The organism is Yokenella regensburgei, assembly GCF_003634235.1.
Lineage (GTDB): Bacteria > Pseudomonadota > Gammaproteobacteria > Enterobacterales > Enterobacteriaceae > Yokenella > Yokenella regensburgei.
Genome location: NZ_RBIZ01000003.1, coordinates 588,612 through 611,869, shown reverse-complemented (window position 1 = coordinate 611,869; position 23,258 = coordinate 588,612). Strand labels below are relative to the sequence as shown.

Annotated in this window: 24 protein-coding genes and 1 pseudogene; 11 read left to right on the top strand and 14 right to left on the bottom strand. The window is 51.1% G+C overall.

The window, feature by feature from the left end:
- Positions 1 to 51: 51 nt before the first annotated feature.
- The 4 genes from C7387_RS02950 to ftrA all read right to left on the bottom strand — a co-directional run bounded on the left by C7387_RS02950 (position 52) and on the right by ftrA (position 4,938).
- Positions 52 to 1,089: an ABC transporter ATP-binding protein gene (locus C7387_RS02950; RefSeq protein WP_120816011.1), complete on the bottom strand. Its 1,038-nt coding sequence runs from the start codon at positions 1,087 to 1,089 to the stop codon at positions 52 to 54.
- 1 nt (position 1,090) lies between these two features.
- Positions 1,091 to 2,593: an ABC transporter permease gene (locus tag C7387_RS02945; RefSeq protein WP_120816010.1), complete on the bottom strand. Its 1,503-nt coding sequence runs from the start codon at positions 2,591 to 2,593 to the stop codon at positions 1,091 to 1,093.
- A 94-nt stretch (positions 2,594 to 2,687) separates the two neighbouring features.
- Entirely contained in the window at positions 2,688 to 3,704 is a 1,017-nt protein-coding gene (locus C7387_RS02940; protein WP_120816009.1) for an iron ABC transporter substrate-binding protein, read from the bottom strand.
- A 244-nt stretch (positions 3,705 to 3,948) separates the two neighbouring features.
- Positions 3,949 to 4,938 carry a transcriptional regulator FtrA gene (ftrA, locus tag C7387_RS02935; RefSeq protein ID WP_120816008.1) on the bottom strand — a complete coding sequence of 330 codons (990 nt, stop codon included), beginning with the start codon at positions 4,936 to 4,938 and terminating at the stop codon, positions 3,949 to 3,951.
- An 81-nt stretch (positions 4,939 to 5,019) separates the two neighbouring features.
- On the opposite strand from ftrA, the gene C7387_RS02930 reads away from it, so the two are divergent.
- Positions 5,020 to 5,421, top strand: a complete 402-nt coding sequence (locus C7387_RS02930; RefSeq protein WP_120816007.1) for a rhodanese-like domain-containing protein — start codon at positions 5,020 to 5,022, stop codon at positions 5,419 to 5,421.
- 237 nt (positions 5,422 to 5,658) lie between these two features.
- Here the strand turns inward: C7387_RS02930 and C7387_RS02925 are convergent, their stop codons facing one another.
- The gene (locus C7387_RS02925) at positions 5,659 to 6,192 is read right to left on the bottom strand and encodes a GNAT family N-acetyltransferase (protein ID WP_120816006.1); all 534 of its coding nucleotides are present in this window, start codon (positions 6,190 to 6,192) and stop codon (positions 5,659 to 5,661) included.
- Between the two features lie 379 nt (positions 6,193 to 6,571).
- On the opposite strand from C7387_RS02925, the gene C7387_RS02920 reads away from it, so the two are divergent.
- The gene (locus C7387_RS02920; protein ID WP_120816005.1) at positions 6,572 to 6,991 is read left to right on the top strand and encodes a GNAT family N-acetyltransferase; all 420 of its coding nucleotides are present in this window, start codon (positions 6,572 to 6,574) and stop codon (positions 6,989 to 6,991) included.
- Positions 6,992 to 7,140: 149 nt separating this feature from the next.
- Here C7387_RS02920 and C7387_RS02915 read toward each other — a convergent pair whose 3' ends face one another.
- Together C7387_RS02915 and C7387_RS02910 are read right to left on the bottom strand one after the other, a co-directional pair.
- Positions 7,141 to 7,443, bottom strand: a complete 303-nt coding sequence (locus C7387_RS02915; RefSeq protein WP_006820658.1) for a helix-turn-helix domain-containing protein — start codon at positions 7,441 to 7,443, stop codon at positions 7,141 to 7,143.
- Between the two features lie 4 nt (positions 7,444 to 7,447).
- Positions 7,448 to 7,801 (bottom strand): type II toxin-antitoxin system RelE/ParE family toxin, encoded by a 354-nt coding sequence (locus C7387_RS02910; protein ID WP_038256634.1) that lies wholly within the window; start codon positions 7,799 to 7,801, stop codon positions 7,448 to 7,450.
- A gap of 415 nt (positions 7,802 to 8,216) precedes the next feature.
- On the opposite strand from C7387_RS02910, the gene C7387_RS02905 reads away from it, so the two are divergent.
- The 3 genes from C7387_RS02905 to C7387_RS02895 all read left to right on the top strand — a co-directional run bounded on the left by C7387_RS02905 (position 8,217) and on the right by C7387_RS02895 (position 12,944).
- Positions 8,217 to 9,560: a cation:dicarboxylate symporter family transporter gene (locus C7387_RS02905; RefSeq protein WP_038256633.1), complete on the top strand. Its 1,344-nt coding sequence runs from the start codon at positions 8,217 to 8,219 to the stop codon at positions 9,558 to 9,560.
- Between the two features lie 141 nt (positions 9,561 to 9,701).
- Positions 9,702 to 11,156, top strand: a complete 1,455-nt coding sequence (locus C7387_RS02900; RefSeq protein WP_038256631.1) for an AMP nucleosidase — start codon at positions 9,702 to 9,704, stop codon at positions 11,154 to 11,156.
- 15 nt (positions 11,157 to 11,171) lie between these two features.
- The gene (locus C7387_RS02895) at positions 11,172 to 12,944 is read left to right on the top strand and encodes an aminopeptidase P family protein (RefSeq protein ID WP_120816004.1); all 1,773 of its coding nucleotides are present in this window, start codon (positions 11,172 to 11,174) and stop codon (positions 12,942 to 12,944) included.
- Between the two features lie 15 nt (positions 12,945 to 12,959).
- Here C7387_RS02895 and C7387_RS02890 read toward each other — a convergent pair whose 3' ends face one another.
- Positions 12,960 to 13,589, bottom strand: coding sequence for a TetR/AcrR family transcriptional regulator (locus C7387_RS02890; protein ID WP_120816715.1), 630 nt, complete (start codon positions 13,587 to 13,589; stop codon positions 12,960 to 12,962).
- Between the two features lie 97 nt (positions 13,590 to 13,686).
- Here C7387_RS02890 and C7387_RS02885 point away from each other — a divergent pair, with 97 nt between their 5' ends.
- Entirely contained in the window at positions 13,687 to 14,526 is an 840-nt protein-coding gene (locus tag C7387_RS02885) for an NmrA family NAD(P)-binding protein (protein WP_040903709.1), read from the top strand.
- 40 nt (positions 14,527 to 14,566) lie between these two features.
- Here the strand turns inward: C7387_RS02885 and C7387_RS02880 are convergent, their stop codons facing one another.
- The 4 genes from C7387_RS02880 to C7387_RS22980 form a co-directional block, all read right to left on the bottom strand.
- Positions 14,567 to 14,947 carry a DUF4354 family protein gene (locus C7387_RS02880; RefSeq protein WP_120816003.1) on the bottom strand — a complete coding sequence of 127 codons (381 nt, stop codon included), beginning with the start codon at positions 14,945 to 14,947 and terminating at the stop codon, positions 14,567 to 14,569.
- A gap of 259 nt (positions 14,948 to 15,206) precedes the next feature.
- Positions 15,207 to 15,554: an HNH nuclease YajD gene (gene yajD / locus C7387_RS02875; protein WP_006820666.1), complete on the bottom strand. Its 348-nt coding sequence runs from the start codon at positions 15,552 to 15,554 to the stop codon at positions 15,207 to 15,209.
- Between the two features lie 84 nt (positions 15,555 to 15,638).
- Positions 15,639 to 16,142, bottom strand: coding sequence for a DUF1543 domain-containing protein (locus C7387_RS02870; RefSeq protein ID WP_120816002.1), 504 nt, complete (start codon positions 16,140 to 16,142; stop codon positions 15,639 to 15,641).
- Positions 16,143 to 16,247: 105 nt separating this feature from the next.
- Positions 16,248 to 16,418 carry a hypothetical protein gene (locus C7387_RS22980; protein ID WP_006820668.1) on the bottom strand — a complete coding sequence of 57 codons (171 nt, stop codon included), beginning with the start codon at positions 16,416 to 16,418 and terminating at the stop codon, positions 16,248 to 16,250.
- 136 nt (positions 16,419 to 16,554) lie between these two features.
- Here C7387_RS22980 and C7387_RS02865 point away from each other — a divergent pair, with 136 nt between their 5' ends.
- The 4 genes from C7387_RS02865 to C7387_RS02850 all read left to right on the top strand — a co-directional run bounded on the left by C7387_RS02865 (position 16,555) and on the right by C7387_RS02850 (position 21,009).
- On the top strand, positions 16,555 to 16,902 hold the full coding sequence (locus C7387_RS02865; RefSeq protein ID WP_006820669.1) for a hypothetical protein: 348 nt from the start codon (positions 16,555 to 16,557) through the stop codon (positions 16,900 to 16,902).
- A 211-nt stretch (positions 16,903 to 17,113) separates the two neighbouring features.
- The gene (locus C7387_RS02860) at positions 17,114 to 18,655 is read left to right on the top strand and encodes a hypothetical protein (protein WP_120816001.1); all 1,542 of its coding nucleotides are present in this window, start codon (positions 17,114 to 17,116) and stop codon (positions 18,653 to 18,655) included.
- Positions 18,656 to 19,155: 500 nt separating this feature from the next.
- Positions 19,156 to 19,635, top strand: a complete 480-nt coding sequence (locus tag C7387_RS23075; protein WP_120816714.1) for a hypothetical protein — start codon at positions 19,156 to 19,158, stop codon at positions 19,633 to 19,635.
- A gap of 303 nt (positions 19,636 to 19,938) precedes the next feature.
- Positions 19,939 to 21,009, top strand: a complete 1,071-nt coding sequence (locus C7387_RS02850; protein WP_244922333.1) for a hypothetical protein — start codon at positions 19,939 to 19,941, stop codon at positions 21,007 to 21,009.
- Between the two features lie 208 nt (positions 21,010 to 21,217).
- Here the strand turns inward: C7387_RS02850 and C7387_RS02840 are convergent.
- A pseudogene (locus C7387_RS02840) lies at positions 21,218 to 21,355 on the bottom strand (IS110 family transposase); the annotation flags it as partial.
- A 507-nt stretch (positions 21,356 to 21,862) separates the two neighbouring features.
- On the opposite strand from C7387_RS02840, the gene C7387_RS02835 reads away from it, so the two are divergent.
- Positions 21,863 to 22,111, top strand: coding sequence for a hypothetical protein (locus C7387_RS02835; RefSeq protein ID WP_120815999.1), 249 nt, complete (start codon positions 21,863 to 21,865; stop codon positions 22,109 to 22,111).
- Between the two features lie 627 nt (positions 22,112 to 22,738).
- On the opposite strand, the gene C7387_RS02825 is transcribed toward C7387_RS02835, so the two are convergent.
- Positions 22,739 to 23,245 carry an SRPBCC family protein gene (locus tag C7387_RS02825; protein ID WP_006820650.1) on the bottom strand — a complete coding sequence of 169 codons (507 nt, stop codon included), beginning with the start codon at positions 23,243 to 23,245 and terminating at the stop codon, positions 22,739 to 22,741.
- Between the last annotated feature and the right edge of the window lie 13 nt (positions 23,246 to 23,258).

Genomic DNA, 23,258 nt, shown 5'->3' with positions numbered 1-23,258 from the left:
CGCTCCTGGCACGAAGCGGACAAAACACTGGCGTACGGATGTAACCGGTCATTAACCGCCTAACACACAAGCAGAACCCTCTACCCTCAGCACCACCGCCATATTCACCTGCCATCTTTGCTGGCTGACCGTTTTCACCTGCAGCCCCCCTGGCCACGCCGGGGAGGCGAGTGTCAGCGTTGACAGGTATCCGGTGAAATCGACATCGGTGATGGTCACGGCCTGGGTCGGATCGCCGCCGGGCTTGCAGGGCGCAATCACCACCTGTTCAGGGCGCAGCATGATACGTTTTTCACCCAGGGCGGCAGGGTTATCCACCGGGAGGGTTCCCAGCTCGCAGTTCGCCACCCCACCGCTCACCTGCGCCCGGAAAATCAGCGCATCGCCGAGAAATAGCGCCGTGGCTTCATCCACCGGCTGTGAATAAACCTCCATCGGCGAGCCAACCTGGGCAAAACGTCCTTCACGAATAACCGCAATCTGGCTGGCAAAGGAGAGTGCCTCCTGCTGGTCGTGGGTGACCAGAATCGACGCCACCCCCGCTTCGTCCAGCAAATCTGCCGTGGCTTTGCGCGTGGCGGCGCGCAGCCCGGTGTCCAGCGCAGAGAAGGGTTCATCCAGCAGCATCAGCGCCGGCTCTTGCGCCAGCGCGCGGGCCAGCGCCACGCGTTGCTGCTGACCGCCGGAGATCTCATGCGGCCAGTGACCCGCCAGTTCATGACGCAGGGAGACCAGATCCATCAGCTCCGCCACCCGGCGCTGGTTTTCCTGTTTTGTTCCCTTCAGACCGTAGGCAATGTTGTCGCCCACTTTCATATGCGGGAACAGCCCCCCTTCCTGCGGCACAAAGCCGATCCCACGCTGATGCGCCGGAATAAAGGTGTGCTCGTCAAACAGCGTTCTGCCATTAAGAATGATTTTCCCGCTGTCCGGTGATTCAAACCCGGCGAGGATGCGCAGCAAGGTGGTCTTACCCGAACCGGAAGGCCCGACGATCACCGTGCGGGACGACGGCATCACCGTGAGATTCAGATTTTCCAGCACCGACGTCTGGCCAAATTTTTTGGAAATATTCGTTAATTCAATCATCTTACAGGCCCGCTAATTTTTGCGACTGCACATACAGAAGTCCGGTCAGCGGCAGCGAGATAAGCACCATCAACAGTGCGTAAGGCGCCGCGGCGACATAATCGATTTCACTGGTCAGCGCCCAGAATCCGGTGGAGAGCGTTCTGGTTCCCAGCGGTGAAAGCAGCAGCGTAGCCGTGAGTTCGTTGGTAATGCCGAGGAACACCAGCGCACCGCCGGCGGCCACGCCTGGCGCGGCCAGACGCATCGTGATCCCCCAGATGGCGCCAGCCTGGGTTTTACCCAAACTACGGGCAACATTTTCCAGCTCCAGGGGCGCCTGAGCGATACCTGCGCGCAGATTCACCAGGCCGCGCGGCATAAACATCAGCAGATAGGCCAGAAAGAGGGTGAACTCCGTTTGATAAACCGGACGCAAGTAGTGGATGGTCACCGTCACCAGCGACAGTGCCACCACAATCCCCGGCAGCGAACTGGTGAAGTAGTTACATGCCTCAAGCGCACGGAACAGCGGACGCGGATAACGCACCGTCAGCCAGGTGACCGGGATCCCCGCCAGGATAATCAGCAACGCGCCGCCGGAGGCCAGCATGATGGTCTGGCGCAATGACAGCCAGAGATCGGCATGCGCCCAGTTTGCAACGCCGCCCAGCCATAGCCAGCGACACAGCACCGCCAGCGGCACGACTAATGCCAGCATCAGCACCGCCAGCGAGAAAAGCTGCCCCACCACGCTCAGCGGCAGGTTCAGTTGCAGACGGTGCTGCTCGCGGGGCGACCCCGAGCCCACGCGGGCATAACGCGCTTTACCGCGCGTGGTCCCTTCAAGCGTCAGGAACACCAGGCAACAGAGCGCCAGTACGCCCGCCAGCATATTCGCCGCCGGGCCGCTGAAGGTTGACTGGAACTGATCGTAAATAGCGGTGGTGAAAGTATCAAAGCGGATCATCGCATACAGGCCGTATTCGGCCAGCAGATGCAGTGTGACCAGCAGGGCACCGCCCCAGACAGCCAGCTTCAGCTGCGGCAGGACGATACGAAAAAAGACCGCCCACGGCGGCGTGCCTAACGACGCAGCGACATCTTCCAGCGTCGGGTCGAGGCGGCGCAATACCGCAGAGACAGGGAGATAAATAAATGGGTAATAGGCCAGTACCGAGAGAAAAACCCCGGCGCCTAAACCGTGAAGGGATGGCACCGCGCTGACCCAGGCATAGCTTTGCACAAAGGCTGGGATCGCCAGCGGCACGACGGCCAGAACCGACCAGACGCGGCGTCCGGCAAGGGTCGTTCTTTCGGTAAGCCAGGCCAGCATAACGCCAACCAGCACACAGAGCGGAACGGAAATAATCACCAACAGCAGCGTGTTGCTGAGAAGCTCAGCAACACGCGGGCGGAAAATGAGTGCCCTGGCCGTTTCCCAGCCGGTGTCAAACCCCATTACCACCACAAAGACGGGTGGGATCAGCGAGAACAGCGAGAACAGTATCGCAAGTAAAATCATCGTCAACGCCGGGCGGCGCTGCACCCCACGCCGCCGAACGCCAGGCGCGTGGGTAATATTGACTACTGACATCAGGCACTCACCACTACATCAATTAAAGAAGGCCAGCTTGCGTCATCAAATCAATGACTTTTTTGTTATTGAGTGTTGAAGGCTCAACTTTTGGCGCGTCCAGGTCCTTCAGTGGAACCAGTTTCGGGTTAGACGCCGCATTCACGCCTACCGCATATTCAAATGCATCGTTGGTACGCAGACTGTCCTGCCCGGCTTTGCTGGTGATGTACTTCACGAAGGCCTGCGCCTGCTGCTGATGCTTGCTGGAAGCCAGCACGCCGCCACCGGAAATGCTGACGAAAGCGCCAGGATCCTGGTGTTTGAAGTAGTGCAGCTGGGTGTTTTTGCTGTTTTCACCGGTTTTCGCCTGGTCAACAAAGCGGTAGTAGTGGTAAATCACCCCGCCATCAATCTGACCCGCGTTCACCGCTTTCATCACCGTGCTGTTGCCTTTATAGGCGACAGAGTTAGTTTTCATCGCTTTCAGCCATTCCAGCGTCGCCTGCTCGCCTTTCAGCGCCAGCATTGCGCTAACGATAGCCTGGAAATCCGCACCGGATGGAGAGGCCGCCCAGCGCCCTTTCCACTCTGGCTTCGCCAGATCCATCAACGATTTTGGCAGCTGAGATTCGTTCAGTTTCGCAGGGTTATAGACGAAGACCGTGCTACGCGCCGCGATACCAATCCAGCGCCCGTGCTGCGGGCGAAATGCCGGAGCCACCTGGTCCAGGGTCGCTTGATCCAGCGGGGCAAACAGTTTTGCATTATCCACCAGCACCATCGCCGGTGAGTTCTCGGTCAGGAAAACGTCAGCGGGTGACGCGCTGCCCTCCTGCACCAGAGCGTTGCCCAGCTCGCTGTCGCCGCCGTTACGCAGCGTCACTTTGATGCCGGTTTCTTTAGTGAAGCCGTCGACCCATGACTTCACCAGATTTTCATGCTGGGCGTTGTAAACCACAAGCCCACCGCTGCTGTCCGCGGCACTCGCGAACGGTGTTAACAAAACAGATGAGGTCAGCACCGCAATGGAGCAAAGGGATGATAAACCAAACTTCATACGTTAATCCTTTATAGAAATGATTACATAACACCTGAATGCGTAGCGAGCGGATTAAAGCACATCGACATGATAGTTATAATGATAATGATTTTAATTTCCACACAACAGTGTGAAATAGGGCGAATGGCAACATTGCTGCAATAAAAATCCTGAACCGCAACCGAGGGGTTCAATAAGATGAAGAAAACCTTAAGATGGCATTATCCGCCGGACAAGAGCGCAGGATCCCAGACTCAGTGAGTTAACACTCTGACCTGAACTGTTTGCGCCAGGCTTGCGGGCTGAGGGTAAATCGTTTCTGGAAGTGATGCCGGAGTGTGCCCGCGGTACCAAACCCGTTTTGTTCTGCAATGTGTTCAATACTCAGGCGGCTACTTCTTAATGCCAGCTGCACACGCTTAAGGCGTTCCTCAAGCAACCATTGGGCTGGGGTCAGCCCCGTAGCTTCCTGAAAACGGCGCTGCAAGGTACGCGGACTCATACCTGCTCGATTCGCCATGGTTTCTAAGGTATGCGGCTCGGCGATATGTGTTTGCAGCCAGTCAAACAATAAACCCAGACGCCGGCTTTCCCGAGCGCGGGCGACAGGATGCGCTATCTGCTGCGACTGATCGCCATCACGATGAAGCTGGATAACCAGTCGGCGCGCCACGTTATTGGCGATTTCCAGGCCGTAGTCACAGCGCACGGCGTGCAGACAAAGGTCGATACCGGCAGCGCTGCCCGCGGATGTCATCAAATTGTCATCACCGACGTACAGCACATCATTCACGACGTCGATTTCCGGGTAACGCTGCTGTAGCGCTTCGGTATACCGCCAGTGTGTTGTTGCCTTTCGTCCGTTCAACAAACCCGCGGCGGCAAGGACAAATACGCCTGAGCAGATAGACATAATGCGGCAACCGCGTTGGTGAGCCTGGCACAGCGCAATACAAAGTGCTTCAGGTACCGGGGTTTGTACTCCGCGCCAACCGGGGACGACCAGCATATCCGCCTGTTCCAGTAACTCATACCCACCATCCACCACCACTCTGATCCCGCCAGTGGCCCGCAATTCGCCTTCATCAATAGAAGCGACAGCGAAGCGATACCAGTTTTCCCTCAGTTCAGGACGTGGCAGACCGAAGATCTCTACGGCAACGCCAAATTCAAAGGTACATAGTCCGTCGTAAGCCAGAACGACGACCAGTGGGCGGGAAGCTGTTGTCACAATCCTGGCGATTTCTGTCATGGTTGGCGGCGGTGGAGTTAGCGGATATCTGGTGAGATAAGACGTAACACACTACACCAGACCACCACGAGAAGGAATACCATGAGTACAGTAACAGCAACCCCTACCGCCAGTGCTTCTGAAGCGATCGACCATTTTTCCCGCCGCCTTAGCACCGAAACAGACTGCTCTGATGTCAACGCCGCCATGAATGCAGGGGAAATGGATTTCGTACTGCTGCATGTTGTTGGCAGCGAGGAAACCTTTACCCGTCGCCATCTTCCCAACGCCATTCATTTACCACACAAAATGATCACCGCAGAGACGATGAATAAATGGCCAAAAGAGACGCTGTTTGTCGTCTACTGCGCCGGGCCACACTGCAACGGCGCTGACCGGGCCGCACTGAAGCTGGCTCAGCTTGGCCTGCCGGTAAAGATAATGATTGGAGGACTGACGGGATGGGAAGATGAAGGACTGGCCTTCGCCGGAAATCATGGCTGACCACTCACGGCAGCGAATGTATTAATGCAATGGGATTTGAACGACGTCCGTTCATAGCGCTTAGCTGTCGGGTAGAAGGACAGCTAAGCCCGCTACGAGCGAAGAGCGGAAGTTATCTACGTTGAACGATGGTCTTACGTTATATTTGTCAGCCTGAAGAATGGGGGCTAAAGCTGTGCAAGTTACAAATGCCGCTCAAATTGAACGGCAGTTTTAAAGCTGAATGTATACAGATGGTTACTCATCGTGTGGCTGATACGCCTTAACTGCATCGGACATCGGTTTGCAAAATCCCATCTCCCCGCCAGGGATTGGGGTTTCGTCCAAAGCCATTATCATTTTTGCTTCATCAGGGCCCGCGCTCAGACTACAAGTTACTCCGTATATTGAAGCTTGTTCAAAGCCAAAACGTGGGTAATAGCCCGGATGCCCAAGAACAGTCATCGTTTTTTCCCCCATCTTCCTGCCGATATCAATGCATGCCTTAATAAGGTCGCAACCAATGCCCTTTCCTTGGTGCTCAGGAAGAACTGCAACAGGTGCGAGCGTCAGGGAAGGATGTGTACCAATGCTTGATCGTGTACACAGTGCGTGTCCGACAATATTGCCCTTTTCATCTTTTGCAACCAAAGAAAGAGCCGGTATCCAGCCAGAATCATCGCGCAATGCGCTGACCAGGTCAGCTTCCTCCCTTGAGCCAAATGCTTCAGTGATAACGTGTTCTACTTGTAGAATGTCTTCAATGTTTTCTTCATTTATATAAATATTCACATTTTTCCTTGTTGTTATTTATTTTATGCTCAGAGGGGCGTTTAGTTAAACGATAAGTTAATAGGAAGTTATTATTACAAAGCAAAAATTGAGAAACGATATTCAAGTGATGAATATTACAATAGTATAAATTAATCATGCAAGTAATGTATGAAATTAGCTGTGAAATATGCCTGCATCTCATATGTAAATACAGCATGATGTAAGCTACTTCTGCTTCGACATGACGCCGAACTGTTGAAGTGTTGTAAGATCACCTGAGAGCGAGAAGCGGACGTGACCTGCCCCCCAGAATTAAATACAAACCTTCCATTGAAATATTTTATTAACTTATTTATAACATTAAGTTCCAGATGCAAACTTGTTCAATTGGATATGTATGGACATTCAAATCACACATCAAGTTACTGAATATGATAAAGAAGAACTATTAACCGGATTAAGAAGCTACAATGCTCAGTTCATCGATTTTAGTAAAAATGGGCAGCTTGGGGTCTACTGCAGAAACGAAAGCGGTGAAATGGTAGGCGGGTTAATTGCTGACAGAAAAGGTCCGTGGCTCTGCATCGACTATCTTTGGGTAAGTGAATCTGCAAGGAGCAGCGGTTTGGGTAGCAAACTTATGGATATGGCTGAAAAAGAAGGTTTGCGGAAAGGATGTGTTCATGGACTTGTAGATACCTTTAGCTTCCAGGCTCTCCCTTTTTATGAAAAACAGGGTTACATACTTCAAATGTCATTACCTGACTTCCCTAAAATAGGCTCACAAAGGCACTATCTAATAAAAACGAATTTATAGTATTGCTGCTTTCGCTTTATCAAAGCTGCCTTCAGGTAGCTTTGACTTTCCACACATAACCAGCATCATTGCCCACGTCTGGCACTAAGCCGACGGCCACAGAAACCCGCTTAGAGAAATTTAAGCGGGATTTTTCTATTCTCGCGTATTTATAAAGCAAAGCCGTAGTGAGAGCCGTCCGGCAACTCCACGTCAAGGCGTAGCTTACCGCCTGCTGCCTCAACGTAGCGTTTGAGCGTAGACAGTTTTAGATCGCGCCCCGGTTTTTCCATGCTGGCGACGGTAGGCTGCCGGATACCTAAGGTTTCCGCCATTTCTACCTGCGTTTTCTGCACTTTCTCTCGCAGTTCGGCAAGATGGATGTTGAGCAGCATGTCCACCGCCATCGCCTGTGCATCGGCCACGACATCCGGTTTTTCATCCACAAGAAGCTGTTCGAGCGTTCTGCCCATTGTGTTACTCCTGGTCAACTAACGTATTCAGATAATCTGTAAATTCCCGGTCGGCAAGCGGGATCATCTGGTCATAAAAACGTTTTTCATTACCGGCCTTGTTACCAGCACAAAGCAAAATACCGGTCCGATAGGGATCGAAGGCAAAAAATACTCGTATCGGATCGCCCCGGCTTTGAACACGCAACTCTTTCATGTTGCCGTAGCGGGAACCTTTGAGCGTATCGGCATAAGGTCTGGGCAATCCAGGTCCCTTTTCGCGCAATACAAGTAATGCCGCCAGTACACAAGTCCGATCGGTTGCACAAAGCGCACTAAACCAACCGTCAAACCAATCCGTAGTTTTAATCTCCCACACAAGCCCTCCCGATAATATAGATCACAAGCTATATAGATGCAAATCGATAGCAGGGATAATGACGACTCGACTGAGGAAATGCATGTGGCATTTTTGGCAAATGGATAGCGCATTCCAGCCATTGATGACAGAAGCTGAAAACGACTCATCGCTTTGCGTGACGGCCCGCATAAACGTGGGGAGGTGGTGACAGGTAACAGGTGCCCTTACCCGCCATGCGGCTTGCTATTAGCCTCCGAAAATGCGCCCTTCGTTACAATTTTCCGCATAATATCCCTGCTATTGATAGTGAATTGAAATTTAACGCCTTATAATCCCTGGCGGTTCTGACGCTGGTTTGCAGCTCAGGTTTACTTCAATGAAAACAATCTCTTTCCGGCATTTCAGGTGCTGAATGGGGCAAGAGGCTACATCTATGTTCATCACTCTCGCGTATATCGCGGTCTTCCTTGTTTGCTGCTACGGCGTTTACAAAATCGACAAGCGCAGCGCGTCTCTCTCAAAAAGCGTTTTTATCGCCATTTTCCTCGGTGCCCTGCTGGGGCTTTCTCTGCATCTGCTGCCGATGGAGCACAACCAGTCGGTTATTGAGTGGTACAGCGTTGTCGGCAACGGCTATGTGAATCTGCTGAAACTGGTCGCGATCCCGCTTATCTTTATTTCGATTCTCTCCGCTATTAACAAGCTCGAAAACAGCGCCGGGATCGGCAAAATGTCGCTGACCATCGTGGGCTGTATGCTGTGCCTGGTGATGGTGGCCGGGTTTATCGGCCTGCTGACCGCCCACACCATCGGCCTTGATGCCAGCGCGTTTGCGCATTTACAGTCAACGCTCACCGCCGATGATGTTGCTAAAACCGGGGCGGTATCGCTGCCGAAGCTGATTACCTCGCTTATCCCGACCAACGTGTTCCTTGATCTGACCGGGGCGCGCAGCGTTTCGGTTATCGGGATCGTCATCTTTACCCTGCTTGCGGGCGTCGCACTGCTGAAGGTGAAAAAAGAGGCGCCGGAAGAAGGGGCCAGACTGAGCGCCGGGATCAACGCGGTGCAGTTCTGGGTGATGAAAATGGTGCGCATCGTCATTGCGTTAACGCCGTACGGGGTAATGGCGCTGATGGCGAAGGTGTTCTCCACCTATCGCCTGGAGCAGTTCGCCAGCCTGCTCGGCTTTATCGGTGCCTGCTACCTGGCGGTGCTGATGATGTTTATTGTCCACGGCATTCTGCTGATCCTCGCCGGGAAGAACCCGGTGCAGTATTACAAAACCGTGTGGCCCGCGCTGACCTTTGCGTTTGTCTCCCGCAGCAGCGCCGCGTCTATTCCGCTGGCGATCGCCGCCCAGGAAAAATGCGGGGTGCCAAATACCATTGCCAATATCGCCGCATCGTTTGGCTCCAGCATGGGGCAGAACGGCTGTGCGGGGATCTATCCGGCGGTGATGGTGGCGATGATTGCGCCGACTATTGGTATCGATCCGCTGTCTCTCACCTTCCTAGCCGCCATGCTGCCCGCCATTGCGCTGGGCTCGATTGGCGTGGCGGGCGTCGGCGGTGGCGGTACTTTTGCCGCGCTGATTGTGCTCTCGACGCTCAACTTCCCGGTGGCGCTGGTGGGGATTTTTATCGCCATTGAACCGGTGGTGGATATGGCGCGTACCGCGCTTAACGTCAACGGCTCGATGATGTCCGGCGTACTGGCTTCACGGCTGCTGGAAAAAGAGAAAACAAACCTGGCAGAAACCGCGCCAGAGCAATAATTCCCACTCACTTTTCAGGCCCGATAACCTCCTCTGTCGGGCTGATTCGCCTTTTCTGATTCTTCCTTCTCTCAGCTTTTGTTTCGCCCGCCGCTGACATACTATCGGTAGAGCAGCACAGCTGAAAACAAGGAGTGAATGATGAACACATTGGGTGCCAGTCTGACCCCTGAGCAAGCGCTGGAACAACTCGAAGCGCTGTATGATAAATCGGTCAGTGCGCTGCGTAGCGCCATCGGCGACTACATTAATCACAGCACCCTGCCGGACGCCGACGCCCGCGCCCGCGGTTTGTTTGTCTACCCTGAGCTCTCCGTCTCCTGGGATGGCTCCGCCGGCAGCGCGCAAAAAACCCGTGCCTTCGCCCGCTTCACCCACGCCGGGTGCTACACCACGACCATCACCCACCCTGCGCTGTTTCGCGCCTATCTCGCTGAGCAGTTAAACCTGCTGTACCAGGACTACGGCGCGCACATTTCCGTCGGACTTTCTCAGCACGAGATCCCCTACCCGTATGTGATTGATGGCTCAACGCTGGCCCTTGACCGCTCGATGAGCGCCGGGCTGACCCGCCATTTCCCGACCACCGAACTCTCACAGATTGGTGATGAAACGGCGGATGGCCTGTTCCATCCAGGTGAGTTCTATCCGTTGTCGCATTTTGATGCCCGCCGCGTTGATTTCTCGCTGGCGCGCCTGCGCCACTATACCGGCACGCCGGTCGAGCATTTCCAGCCGTTCGTACTGTTCACCAACTACACCCGCTACGTCGACGAGTTCGTGCGCTGGGGCTGTAACCAAATCCTCGATCCGGAGAGTCCGTACATTGCGCTTTCCTGCGCCGGAGGGATCTGGATAACCGCTGAAACCGAAGCCCCCGAACAGGCGATTTCCGATCTGGCGTGGAAGAAACACCAGATGCCCGCCTGGCACCTCATCACCAAAGACGGTCAGGGTATCACTCTGGTTAACATCGGCGTGGGTCCGGCGAACGCGAAAACGATCTGTGACCATCTGGCGGTGCTGCGCCCGGACGTCTGGCTGATGATTGGCCACTGCGGCGGCCTGCGTGAGAGCCAGATGATTGGCGATTACGTGCTGGCGCACGCGTATCTGCGCGACGACCACGTACTGGATGCCGTACTGCCGCCGGATATCCCGATTCCGAGCATCGCCGAAGTGCAGCGCGCGCTGTACGACGCCACCAAACAGGTCAGCGGCATGCCGGGCGAAGAGGTCAAACAACGTCTGCGCACCGGCACCGTGGTGACCACCGACGATCGCAACTGGGAGCTGCGCTACTCGGCCTCGGCGCTGCGCTTTAACCTGAGCCGCGCGGTGGCAATCGATATGGAAAGCGCCACCATCGCCGCTCAGGGTTATCGCTTCCGCGTCCCCTACGGCACCCTGCTGTGCGTCTCTGATAAGCCGCTGCACGGGGAGATTAAGCTCCCGGGCCAGGCTAACCGTTTCTATGAAGGCGCGATTTCCGAGCACCTGCAGATTGGCATTCGTGCCATCGATCTGCTGCGCGCCGAGGGTGAACGCCTGCATTCCCGTAAATTACGTACCTTTAACGAACCACCGTTCCGCTGATCCACTGGAGAAATAATGACAACAACGAGCCCGCTCTCCGCCCTGCGTTCTCTGCTACAGGCACAGAATCTGGACGGGATGATTGTTCCCCGCGCCGATGCGTTTCAAAGTGAGTACAGCGCGCCGCACGACGAGTGTCTGGCCTGGCTTACCGGTTTCACCGGCTCTGCCGGGCAGGCGCTGGTGCTGCGCGACAAAGCGCTGATTTTTGTTGATGGCCGCTATCAGGTACAGGTGCGCAATGAGGTGGATTTAAGCGCCTGGGAGATCCACCATCTGCATAATGAGCCGCTGGAAGCGCTTCTCAACACCCTCGTGCCTGCCGGTAGCCGCATTGCCTTTGACCCGATGCTAATGGTCAACAGCCAGTATGAAGGGCTGAAAGAGACCCACTGCGAGCTGGTTCCGCTGGCCGAGTGCCCGTTCAACGCCATCTGGCACGACCGCCCGGCACCGCCAAAGGCCCCATTCCGCCTGATGCCGGACAGCATCAGCGGCGAAAGCAGCAGTGCCAAACGCGCCCGGGTCGCGGTGGAGCTTGAGCAGAGCGGTGCAGACTACCTCGCCATCACCCAGCCGGACAACATTGCCTGGCTGCTGAACATTCGCGGCGCGGATATCACCCATAGCCCGGTGACGCTCTCCTTCGCGCTGCTCGGCCGCAACGGCGACGTGGAGTGGTTCGTCAACGAAGAAAAAACCACGAACCTGCCGCAAAGCCTGCTCGCGTCGCTCACTATCCTGCCGATGGACAACTTTGTGCCGCGCCTCAGCGCCCTCGCCCGTGGTAAACATATCTGCCTTGATACCGACTACTCGCCGGTGGCCCTGCGCTTTGCGGTGGAAGAACACGGCGGCAGCGTTATCTGGCAGCACGACCCGGTGACCTTCATCAAGGCGCACAAAAACGACGTTGAGCTGGAAGGCTATCGCGACAGCCACCGTAAAGACGGCGCGGCGTGGGTGAATTTTCTGGCCTGGCTGGCGCATGAGGTTCCGGCCCGTGAAGCCGCGGGCAACCCGCTGACCGAGCTTGAAGCCCAGGCCAGACAGCTGGCGTTTCGTGAACAGCAGGAAGGGTTTATCGAGCAGAGCTTCGGCACTATTTCCGCCTCCGCGAGCAACGCGGCTATGTGCCACTACCACTCAAGCGAAGCCACCAACGCCGCCATCACCAGCGCTAACTTCTACCTGAACGACTCCGGCGGCCAGTACAGCAACGGCACCACCGACGCCACCCGTACGCTGGCCTATGGCCCGCAGGAGCCGCAGCGCCGTCTGCACTATACCGCGGTGCTGAAGGGCTTCCTGTCGCTCATCACCCTGCAGTTCCCGGACGGTACGCAGGGCCACCAGCTTGACGCCTTCGCCCGCCGCCCGCTGTGGGAGCTGGGTCTCGATTTCGACCACGGTACCGGGCACGGCGTGGGGCATCAGCTGCTTATCCACGAAGGCCCGCAGCGTATTGCGAAGAAGGTCAGTCCGTGGCCGCTCACCGCCGGTAATATCATGACCATCGAACCGGGCTATTACCTGGCAGATCAGTACGGGATCCGCATTGAAAACCAGGTAGAGATTGTCGCCTCACGCCCGGGATTCTGCCGCTTTGCGTCGCTGACGCTTATCCCGATTGACTTAAGCCAGGTTGATTTCAACCTGTTGAACTCTCAGGAGAAGCACTGGATCAACGACTATCACCTGCAGGTGCGGGAAACCCTCTCGCCGCGCGTGGAGAGCAGCGCGCGCCCGTGGCTGTTTGAGGCCACCGCGCCGATTCAGGTGGGATAATCTCACCGCTGGCGGTTACCTTCCGGTTTCCGCCAGCATCGTTTCTGCCATTCGCTTATAGCTTTCCACCAGCGTCTGTCCCTCCTGCGGGCCGGTGCTGACCGCAAGACGCATGGTCGCTTCGCCGAGGTGCATCAGCAGGAAGGCGTCCTGCTCCACCTGTTCGCGGCGGGCCTCAGGCCGCAGGCGCAGGATCGCCGCCGCCAGCAGCGCCCCGTTTAAACGGCTCTCCGCCACCTCTTCTTCCCGCAGTGCCTGGCTGGTCTGGGTTGCCGCCCAGATGTCACGCATCACCGGTTCGGCGATAAACAGCGCGTAATATTCGTCGATGAGAGTATTAAACGCGGCCATCAGCTGCGGCAGCGTTTCGGCCTGCGCCAGCCCCTGCTCAATGCACACCCGTGCTTCCTGGTTATAGCGCTGCGCCAGCATCCGCACGATCGCGGTTTTATCAGGAAAGTACTGATACAGCGCGCCGATGGAGATCCCGGCGTTCTGCGCCACTTCGCTCATGCGCATCGCATCGCTGCCCTGACGCGCAATCAGCGCCACCGCGCATTCGAGAATAAGCTTCACCTTCTCGCGGCTGCGCGTCTGGCTGGGCTTACGCCTCAGCGGCGTAATTTTTTTTTGCTTGTCATTCATCAGCATCCCCTCACCCGGCCAAAAACCACCTTGACAGTAATATGAGTGTTTATCATATTTTAAAAACATGAGCAATGCTCACATCTGGAGAGACGGTATGAACAGTAACGAAAGTGCTTCACCGATTCTGGTTCTGGGTGCCACCGGCAAAACAGGTCGTCGCGTGGTGGAAGGTTTGCAGCAGTCAGGCTTCGCAGTGCGCCCGGGGCATCGTGGCGCCGCCATTCCGTTCGACTGGGAAGACAGCGCCAGCTGGCCTGCCGCCCTCGCGGGAGTCAAAAAGGTGTATCTCAGCTATCAGCCCGACCTGGCGGTGCCGGGGGCGGTGGCCACCGTCGAGGCGTTTTGTCGCCAGGCGGTGGACGGCGGCGTGGAGAAAATCGTGCTGCTGAGCGGGCGCGGAGAAGAGGAAGCACAGCAGGCAGAACAGGTGGTGCAGCAAAGCGGTGCCGACTGGACGGTGCTGCGCGCCAGCTGGTTTATGCAGAACTTCAGCGAGAGTTTTATTCTGGATTCGCTGCTGGAAGGCACCGTAGTGCTGCCGCCGGATGAGATCCCGGAGCCGTTCGTGGATGCGGATGATATTGCCGAAGTGGCGATCGCCGCCCTCACCCAGCCGGGGCATCGCAACGCGCTGTATGAACTGACCGGGCCGGAGCTGCTGACCTTCAGGCAGGCCGTCGCACGTATCGCCGCCGCGAGCGGGCGTGAGATCCACTATCAGCCGGTACCGGTAGAAGATTATGTGGCATACCTGCGTGAAGCGCAGCTGCCTGCAGACCTGGTGGCGCTGCTGGATTATCTCTTCAGCACCGTACTGGACGGGCGCAACGCCCGGCTGACCGACGGCGTGCAGCGTGGGCTTGGCCGCGCACCGCGCGATTTTAATCGCTACACCACCGCAGCCGCCGCGACGGGAGTCTGGCAGGTGCAGTAAACAGGCAGGGGCTGGCTAAACGCCTGCCCCTGACTTACGATTATTTGCAGTCAGCGGTAAGCTTGATAAGCCCCGCTTTCATCACATCTTCTTTTTCAGATGCAAAGACCGCGATACCCTTCACCGGTTTACCTTCCTTCAGCTTACCCTCGGTGAGCGTTTCATCAACGGTATCCAGCTTGAACACTTTGTTATCCGCGGTATACGCTTTCAGGCACAGTCTGGACAGGTCCACCTCTTCGGAGGACAGGTTAGCAATCGTCACATCAAAGGTTTTAGTAAATGCACTTTTCCCTGCAACGAACATCGAGCCGTTGGCTTTCTCGGTCGCATAGACGGCAACGTTATCAATCGCAGACGCATTCGCCGCAAAGCTAAAACCAGCCAGTACAGCAGATGCAACAACAGTAGAAAGTTTCATATAATTCCCTTAATTAACTGAGTGTATTTTCCTGACCGTTCGCCTTCATGGCGACGGAGTGCAATATTATAATGCACCACTCAAAAAGCAATTGATAAGCATTTACACTGGATGTTTTAGGAATGTTTAACATGTTCAACCTGGAATAATAAAAAACCCGGAACATTAAACACATAAATAAAAGCAAAAGCCTGCGTGAAAGCAGGCTCAGACAGGGGTAAATTGCTCGGCTCAATATTACGAGGCTGGCAGACCTTATTTACTTCTTCTTATTCAACATCGCCTGTAAATCGGCAAAGGGATTATAGGTGGCGGCACCCACATCTTTTTGTGCATCTTCACCCGCAACCACGGTTGTACCGTATTGATCCGCCTCGGTGTACTTCGAGTGCTCGTGGTCATGGCAGTACAGGCACAGAAGCTCCCAGTTGCTGCCATCCTCCGGGTTATTGGTATGATCGTGATCGATATGGTGAACGGTTAACTCACGCAGGTTTGAGTACACAAACTCGCGAGCGCAGCGTCCGCATACCCATGGATAGATTTTGAGTGCCTTCTCGCGGTAGCCGCTTTCCAGCCGCGCGTAGTTTTTAGGGATCAGAGCCATTGCCGGGATTACCTGTGAAAAAGTGATTGGCGTAGATTATCACATCATCCCTGCCTGTTAGCAGGCTTTACGGCATCGCCGGTGTTATTCACCAATCGGCTGATACCCCTGCCACTCTGGCTCATCACGCTGCCCTGTTGCACAGGGTGTTAAATGAATGAACAACTCCCCCACCTTTTCCAGCAGCAGGCAGTCGTCAACGTCTTTGAGGTTGTCTTTATGCTGCTGCGAAGTGCCGCACAGCAGGGTTTGTAGCGCTTTTTGCTTCGCCTGCTGCGCGTCTTCTGCCACAAAGAGGTCAAATTCGTGTAACTCTGCCAGCGTATCGGGCCGGTAGCCGCCGACGTTCACAAAAAATAACCGGTTTGCTGATGCAGGTGGTTCCGCTGAGAGCGTAACCGCATGGCCATCAACCCACGTCACGCGGCGGTAGCCATCGATATGAATCTTATCGCTATCGCCGAACCACGCTTCTCTTAGCGCAGGCCAGGCTTCTTGCGGCTCACGGGCCGCCACAAACTGAATGTCATGGACTTCGATGTTAGATTTTCCGGCATTCCCGCCGACATAAAACATATACAGGTTCATAGAGACTCTCTTTCATGCGCCAATTCGTTATGCATTCAACTATATAACGATTGGGACCGCAAGCGCATAAGGAAGGTGCAGTAATGAAGTCTCTTTGGGCGTGGTTTATCCCTTCGGCTCGATGCCGCGAGAGTGCAGCTCTTTGCGCAGGATCCGTTTCAGCCATGTCGCCAGCGTTTTATCGCCATCGATGCGAGCTTGCTCCTCCAGCTGAGCACGGAACTCATGTGACAGTCTGATTTGATACTGATCGGTTTTACTTTTTTCAGTTGACATTGTAATTACAAAATCCGTAGTATGGTCATGTTGTAATTACACCGCATTGACGCAGTGTTATGCAATAAAAAACGAAACCCGGCAGTGCAGCAACACATACCGGGTCTCTGACCACACCATTAAACGAGGTAATGCCATGGCTAACGCCGATACTACCACAGAAGCCTGCCCGGATTTACTCCCTGCTTCAGACATCCACTACTCCATGATGGCGGGCGCACTTGCCGGCATCAGCTTTGATGACATGAGCGATGAAGACTGCCTGACGCTAATGTACTGCTGCGACGAAAGCCGCAACGGCCTGTGCCACTGCCTTTCCGTCCTGAGCAATGTGCTCAGCAACGCAAAAACCACTGCTGAAGTCACCTCACCGCAGGAGATTGCCCATACCCTGAGCGCCATCAGCCATCTGGTCCCTGCCCTCACCGACCTGTCGCGGTATCTGCTAACGGATCTCCAGCAACGGCGCATCGTTGTGAACTGAATGACAGAACCCCGTAAATACGGGGTTCTTTTTTTGAAGTGTATGTCGGCTCTATGCCAGGAGCGGACGTTGAAGGTATCAGCGAAGTACTAAAACTAATGGTGCAGGATGCTGCAGATAATTCTGATGTGAACGACCAGAATTTGTTACAATAAGCATCTAGTTTTAAAAAATCATGAATCTTTAAATGTAGCTTAATTCAGAGGTTATAATGGGTGCCAATGGTTTACTAGCAGTCTTCGCCATACTTATTGCCTGGTACACTCTCTTAACAGATGAGAGACGAGTTGATTTAAAATTACGTCTATCTAAACTTAATATTATATTTATTATTTTTTTTATATCGACAATTTTGGTGGTTATATATTCCAAGGTTTTGCTAAGCATATTCCCGATAAAACCGATCCCATGGGTGCTAGGTTTTAACGAAGATACATTGGCTTTTACTTGCCTTTGCATTATAATTGCAGTTTTTGGGTTTAAGATCCTAGGTAAAAGAATACCAAAAGCAAACCTTACTAATTGGATCCGCGTTTCAGAAAAGTATATGCGCGCAAAAAAAATGGAACAACTTGGATATCTTTTTGATAAATACCATGAGCAGTTGTTCGATATAATTAGTAATAAAAAATGGTATGTTCGCGTGCATAATTTCTTAAACCCTTCGTTATTTTCCATGATAATAGATAAGGAAAAAGTAAAAAAAATACGATTCAAAAAAAGCAGAAGATTTCTGTCAAAGCTTTTCCCTTGTGAAGACAAAAATCAGGAAACCATTCAATTAAATATCTCTAAACTTCTAAAATCAAAACCCTTCGTCCATTATTTAATTGATACTCACCCTCACATAGCAATGAAGGCTACCTGTTTATGGTTTAGGGATAGGGATGAATATAACACAAATTTCTTTACTTATTTAATATGCAACCCAAACAGCATTATGTATAGGGAACTGCGCGATAATCAAAATCGCTCACATACCGGGGAGTATGCACTCGACGAGAGTAACGCCTTGCTTAATTTTTATTTAAATGACATTCGTACGGCGATAAGTATAGGAATATGGAAACCTGTAGGTGATTACGTAGTTAGCTATATAAAGAAGCAGAAAGGAAATTCTAACTTTTACAATCAACCGGATAATTATTTTTCAAGTAGCGATGAGCGCTGGGAATGCCCAATCTTCGTTGGATTGGTGTTTTTCGATGTCATGATATCAACAGCCATATTCAAACGTTCAAAAGATCATATGTGGCTCATGTACTATCGTTATTTTCTTGAGGGAATCATTGAGAGCCATGAAACATCAGAAGATATAGATATAAATAGAGAATTCCCCACGCGATTTGATTATCTAATATATGAATTAATTCATAATTGCAATACATGGGTAGGTGCAACTGAATACCTTTGCTATAATGGCTGGACAACGGATGAAATAAAGCAATCTCCAGAGTATCATGCGTCTATTACCTTGGGGGTAATGATGCGTCTGATTATTACTTCAGACAAATTGCAGAAGAAACAGAAAACATATCTTTTGGAAATTATCATTGAAAGAATGAACTCCCTAGATCAAAATAAGAAGTCTTTTTACTCCGAGGCAATTTTCATCAACCTTACCCAGTCGTATTCTTGGTCAGGGGTTGACACAAACGCAGTAAGTAAATTGCGACAACTATATAAAAGTGTTGACCATGTTCTAAAAATTAAAAGTTCAACTTTTGAAGTTGAACTTTCAAAAATACCTTAGTCAATAAAGTATTGTTAATAATATATTAATTCATCACCTGCAACATTGGCAGGTGGTGACCTGCTTCCAGTTGATCTATTGATCAAAATTTAAGTCATATAGTGCTCAGATGTAAGAATAATGGCAACTTCCGCTCTTCGCTCACTGCGGACCTCCAGCTAAGTTCGCCATGTCATAACAGGAAAGCCCATTATACACGTGTATAATGGGCTTTCCTGTTATGATTCGGCTTGCTTCCCTTCATTATTAAGTGATGCCATCATTGAGAACCTGTTCCATAGGGAAGCATGACAGCTCTTCGCTCACAGTGGACTTTCTGCTCAGTGAATCCGTCCACGCCGTGCCAAGAGCAGACTTTTTGGTAGTTGTCAGCGGGAAGATATTTCAGCAGAATGAGACTGCCTATAAACATGACCATTTTTTATGCAGTCATAAGCTATTGAATCTAGCTCCGGCAGGGGTTACTGACTCACAGAATAATGGATGCACGAGATCGAGTTATGCGTACTCACCAACTGAATAAGTCCCGTAAACTGTATCGCAGCGTCAACACGACTACGCGGCACCATTCTAATAATCCTGGTGCTGAGTATCGCTGGGAACGCAATCGTAAAAAAGTCGGAGATGAGCTACTGGTAAAGCGCGAGACAATGCATAGCAGACAGAAGCGTGGCCGAGACTACACACCATTGTTTTATTTTCTGATCAAAGAGATTGGCAAGCCGTGGAATGAAATATTCAGCGAAGTATGTGGACGTCTTGATACCACCGAGCCGGTATTCTGGTTGGTCGCGCTACATGAGCATCAGCGAAGGGATCTAGTCTGCATTGGTGAAAGCAGTTTTTACCCAGGTCTGTTTGTTGATGAGAATGGAATTCTGCAACAGGTAAACCTTTCAATCACAAGAGATGACGTTAAGGTGACATGTCGTTGCTGCACACACACTTATATTGGTGAACCTGTACCTTGGATAGATTGAGTGACACCAACTATCTTATCTTGGATGCGATCATTGTCAGCAGTAAGAGTGCTTGCAAACATCCGTTACTCACTTACTCCGGGCAGTTAGCCCTTCCGCAATGTGCCAGGAACGGACATTGTTGCCATCTATCTGCATAAATCTGTGGGGAGCTGCTCACTTTTGGGGGAATGAGTTCCTCAACTGTTTGCGTTTATAAACACAATCCCTTAGATTCTCTCCTACTATCTACTAACATTTTATCAAGTGAAAATGCCCAGTAATCATATGTATGCAAGTCTACTGTCTTACAAAAACTTAAAGATGGCACATCAAGGAAGTGACTTACGGTCTATTACTGAGTTTTCTCTCTATTCAGATAGTCAACCAATTGGGGCGGTTGATGATGATTCAGTTTATTGTTTTCTGAATATGTTGCCCAGGATAACCAAACAATCCACTGTTGCATCTTCAATTACAGTGCGCACAAAGTGGTATAGTGACTTAAACAATATGATCCTTTCTAGTTCTCAGAGTCATACAAAGGATTATCATGGTGGGTGGTATAATGATGAAATAGCTGCGCTTTCAAGTTTATTGCTTGGTGTCCGTTTTCATGCTGGGTCAATTACTCGTCACTATGATTACTACACAGGTGATTTCGGAAGGATCCAAGCGGAGAGTTCTTTTCCTCCTGTTTTAGAGTTTAAACATAACAAACCTATAGTTCCTAATGCTATCAAAGAAATTGATATAACTAACCTTAAAGTACTTAACAATTTACATCTCTTAAGTGAAAAGAATTTCAACCATTTAATTAGAGCAGCCAGAAGCTATCAAAATGCATTATGGATCTGCGAGTCATCTCCAAATATGAGTTGGCTATTGATGGTGTCAGCCCTAGAATGCGCGGCCAGTCAATGGGCAAAATCCAATGCGTCTAAAGAAGATAGATTTAAACATGCCAAGCCTGAATTATATGAAAAATTGGATACCAATGAATTTAGACATTTAATCTCTATTATTGCTAATGAGTTTAAAGATTCATTTGGAGCAACAAAGAAGTTTGTGGATTTTTGCCTCTATTTCCTTCCAGATGAACCTCATGTGAGGCCAAAAGCAGGAAGAATTGATTGGGGAAAAGAATCGTTATCAGCAACTTTTAAAAAAATATATAACTACCGTTCTAAGGCATTACATGGAGGACAACCATTTCCTGAGCCGATGTGCTCCCATCCTGAAGTATGGGATGGGTATCCTGCTGAGCGAGCGAGAGCATGTTCAACCTTAGGTGGAACATGGTTGAATGAAGATGTGCCAATTAATTTAAACACATTCAACTTTATGACCCATTCCATTTTGAATAAGTGGTGGCAATCTTTATTACCAAGTTAACACTGTAAGTATCAGTGAAAACTGCACCATGTAATTTATAAATGTACCAGACTGGAGGAAAATGTCCGCTTATCGCTCATTAGGGTCAACCATAATTAAATCCCCCACATTGCAGGAGATTTGAGTATGAACAAGTCACCGTAGAACAAAGACCGCATAATCGGCCAAAAAAGACCACTTCAGATATCTCATATCTGGGGGATAACACAGGCAAATCAGCAATCAGTCCGGGAAGAGCTGCACGGGTTACTCTGGATTTGACCAGAACTGATTTGCCATTGTGGTCAACACCATGAACAGAAAACACATTTTTAGCAAGATCAATACCGATTGTGGCAATGGTCATAACGAATCCCTCCGGGGATATGTTTACCTCATGATTGCACAAGAGTTAATCAGGTGCATATTCAGGGGAAGTCCCTTCCATTCGTTAAGCGCATTCTTTTACCAACGTTGGTGAGTAATTTATTGATCTTGCATCAGCGGTTATCGCATTTAAATTATCGCGCATTCTGTATTGCATTTAGTTTATGACATTGGCTAAAAATGCTAGCCAGGGTTAGTCTATAGCGCGGGAGTAGACCCCATTACGACAGGTAATCTGGTTCAATAAATAAGACAACCGTGAATTATTGCCCGTTTCCCAAACGGATCCATGCGGGATGCTCAACGTAGACTCAATATCATTGCGATGTACATTGAAAATATTGGTATTGAAAATACTCTGTGCATCACTGCTAGGCAGTAGTGATCAAAAAAATGTGTAAAAAATCTCGATTTTTTATAACCATAGGTGTAAGGTTATTGTGGGTTATTTGTGGTGTTTTTTAAATATTATATGGAGATGTGAACCATGAGCAATTCTATAGATAAATTTAAAGCTTTCAGCGATAAAACTCTAACTAAATTCCATGAGTCAGCTACAAATGCTTATGAAAGCGATCGTGGCCTGACATCTACAGAAAAGGAAGCTGCACAGCAGTTTGGTAATGGGTATGCGTATTATGGCACTGATTATTTCTCAGACTGGCCTGTATATGTTGATGAATTGGAGGCAGAGTTAGGTAAAAGGAAAATTAACTTTACCCCCATTACTAAATAGCTTGCTGTCAGTACATCAGAAATAAATACCTCATGGTGAAATTATGTCAGATACCATCAAACGTGAATATGCTGTACCCGATAATCATTCTTTAGTTCAGGTATCTATGGAGTAGAAAGGTGCAAAAAAAGGAAGGGACGATGATGAGTATATTTTTAATCAATTAGATGAAAACGGCAATGTTGTCGCTTCATATACTGAAATTCATTCAACATCAACGTATCCACCGTTTGCAACAACTATTAGTGTCACCAAGAACTAGCTTTCATTAAAATTAGTCCTCTAGCTTGTACCTTGAGGAGGGCTAATTATGATAATGGGTTACGGTAAATCAGTCTTGCTGCAAAAGTGGTCGGTAATTCAGAATGAATCGCTAAGTTCAATTCCGATTGCTCAGAGCCAATGTTAGCAGGGATGCAGAAGGTCTGCTCTTCGCTCGCAGCGGACCTTCTGCTTGTATAACTAGTCCGCTTCGTGCCAGGAGGGGACATTACAGATATGGCCGCGCGGTGTCACTTGCGGGGGTTACATGATTTACCTGTAATCAAGTGCAATAGCAAACGGGCAAATATTCTTGAGGCTGCGGGGAAGTGCAGCCTCAGTGATATGACTGTGGAAAGCGGTTTATTATTTCTTTGCTGCTCGAATCAGGCCGTCAAGCCATTCCTGATGACCATTAAGCATTGGGTTCGGGCGGGTATTTGCCAGATCTTTTGCCGGGACTCCGTTCTGTGTTTCCTGCGTTAGGATACGGACCCTGTGACCGGAAAGGTCCTCCAGTAGCCACGCATGATGGACATCGAGTCGTTGAGCGGTATCTTTTTCACCGGCCCATCCGTGCCATGCCAGACGAGCAGGTTTACCTTCAGAAGGTGGAACAAACTCCACAACCTGAGCTTCAACTGGGAAACCAAACGTGCTGAAGTAGAAGCGAACCCCATTTTCCAATTCTGGACCTTTGTTGTCATAAAAGCGCACATCGGCGGAATTTTTATAGTATTCCGGCCATAGCAATGGCTGACTCAGTAGCGGCCAGACATCATTGACGTTCAGACCTGAGATGATCATTTCATTAGAAACAAAGTTATCGGTAAAACCCGGAACAAAGCCTTCTGGCCAGTTAATCGCGTTCATCAATTTCTCCCAT

Coding starts and splice junctions, on each gene's coding strand:
- ftrA (WP_120816008.1), bottom strand. CDS start 4,938: ATGACAGAAATCGCCAGGATTGTGACAACAGCTTCCCGCCCACTGGTC.
- C7387_RS02890 (WP_120816715.1), bottom strand. CDS start 13,589: ATGAATGACAAGCAAAAAAAAATTACGCCGCTGAGGCGTAAGCCCAGC.
- C7387_RS02835 (WP_120815999.1), top strand. CDS start 21,863: ATGAGCAATTCTATAGATAAATTTAAAGCTTTCAGCGATAAAACTCTA.
- C7387_RS02900 (WP_038256631.1), top strand. CDS start 9,702: ATGAACACATTGGGTGCCAGTCTGACCCCTGAGCAAGCGCTGGAACAA.
- C7387_RS02940 (WP_120816009.1), bottom strand. CDS start 3,704: ATGAAGTTTGGTTTATCATCCCTTTGCTCCATTGCGGTGCTGACCTCA.
- C7387_RS02860 (WP_120816001.1), top strand. CDS start 17,114: ATGGGTGCCAATGGTTTACTAGCAGTCTTCGCCATACTTATTGCCTGG.
- C7387_RS22980 (WP_006820668.1), bottom strand. CDS start 16,418: ATGTCAACTGAAAAAAGTAAAACCGATCAGTATCAAATCAGACTGTCA.
- C7387_RS02825 (WP_006820650.1), bottom strand. CDS start 23,245: ATGAACGCGATTAACTGGCCAGAAGGCTTTGTTCCGGGTTTTACCGAT.
- C7387_RS02850 (WP_244922333.1), top strand. CDS start 19,939: ATGGCACATCAAGGAAGTGACTTACGGTCTATTACTGAGTTTTCTCTC.
- C7387_RS02920 (WP_120816005.1), top strand. CDS start 6,572: ATGGACATTCAAATCACACATCAAGTTACTGAATATGATAAAGAAGAA.
- yajD (WP_006820666.1), bottom strand. CDS start 15,554: ATGGCTCTGATCCCTAAAAACTACGCGCGGCTGGAAAGCGGCTACCGC.
- C7387_RS23075 (WP_120816714.1), top strand. CDS start 19,156: ATGCGTACTCACCAACTGAATAAGTCCCGTAAACTGTATCGCAGCGTC.
- C7387_RS02885 (WP_040903709.1), top strand. CDS start 13,687: ATGAACAGTAACGAAAGTGCTTCACCGATTCTGGTTCTGGGTGCCACC.
- C7387_RS02950 (WP_120816011.1), bottom strand. CDS start 1,089: ATGATTGAATTAACGAATATTTCCAAAAAATTTGGCCAGACGTCGGTG.
- C7387_RS02865 (WP_006820669.1), top strand. CDS start 16,555: ATGGCTAACGCCGATACTACCACAGAAGCCTGCCCGGATTTACTCCCT.
- C7387_RS02895 (WP_120816004.1), top strand. CDS start 11,172: ATGACAACAACGAGCCCGCTCTCCGCCCTGCGTTCTCTGCTACAGGCA.
- C7387_RS02930 (WP_120816007.1), top strand. CDS start 5,020: ATGAGTACAGTAACAGCAACCCCTACCGCCAGTGCTTCTGAAGCGATC.
- C7387_RS02945 (WP_120816010.1), bottom strand. CDS start 2,593: ATGATTTTACTTGCGATACTGTTCTCGCTGTTCTCGCTGATCCCACCC.
- C7387_RS02915 (WP_006820658.1), bottom strand. CDS start 7,443: ATGGGCAGAACGCTCGAACAGCTTCTTGTGGATGAAAAACCGGATGTC.
- C7387_RS02905 (WP_038256633.1), top strand. CDS start 8,217: ATGTTCATCACTCTCGCGTATATCGCGGTCTTCCTTGTTTGCTGCTAC.
- C7387_RS02880 (WP_120816003.1), bottom strand. CDS start 14,947: ATGAAACTTTCTACTGTTGTTGCATCTGCTGTACTGGCTGGTTTTAGC.
- C7387_RS02870 (WP_120816002.1), bottom strand. CDS start 16,142: ATGAACCTGTATATGTTTTATGTCGGCGGGAATGCCGGAAAATCTAAC.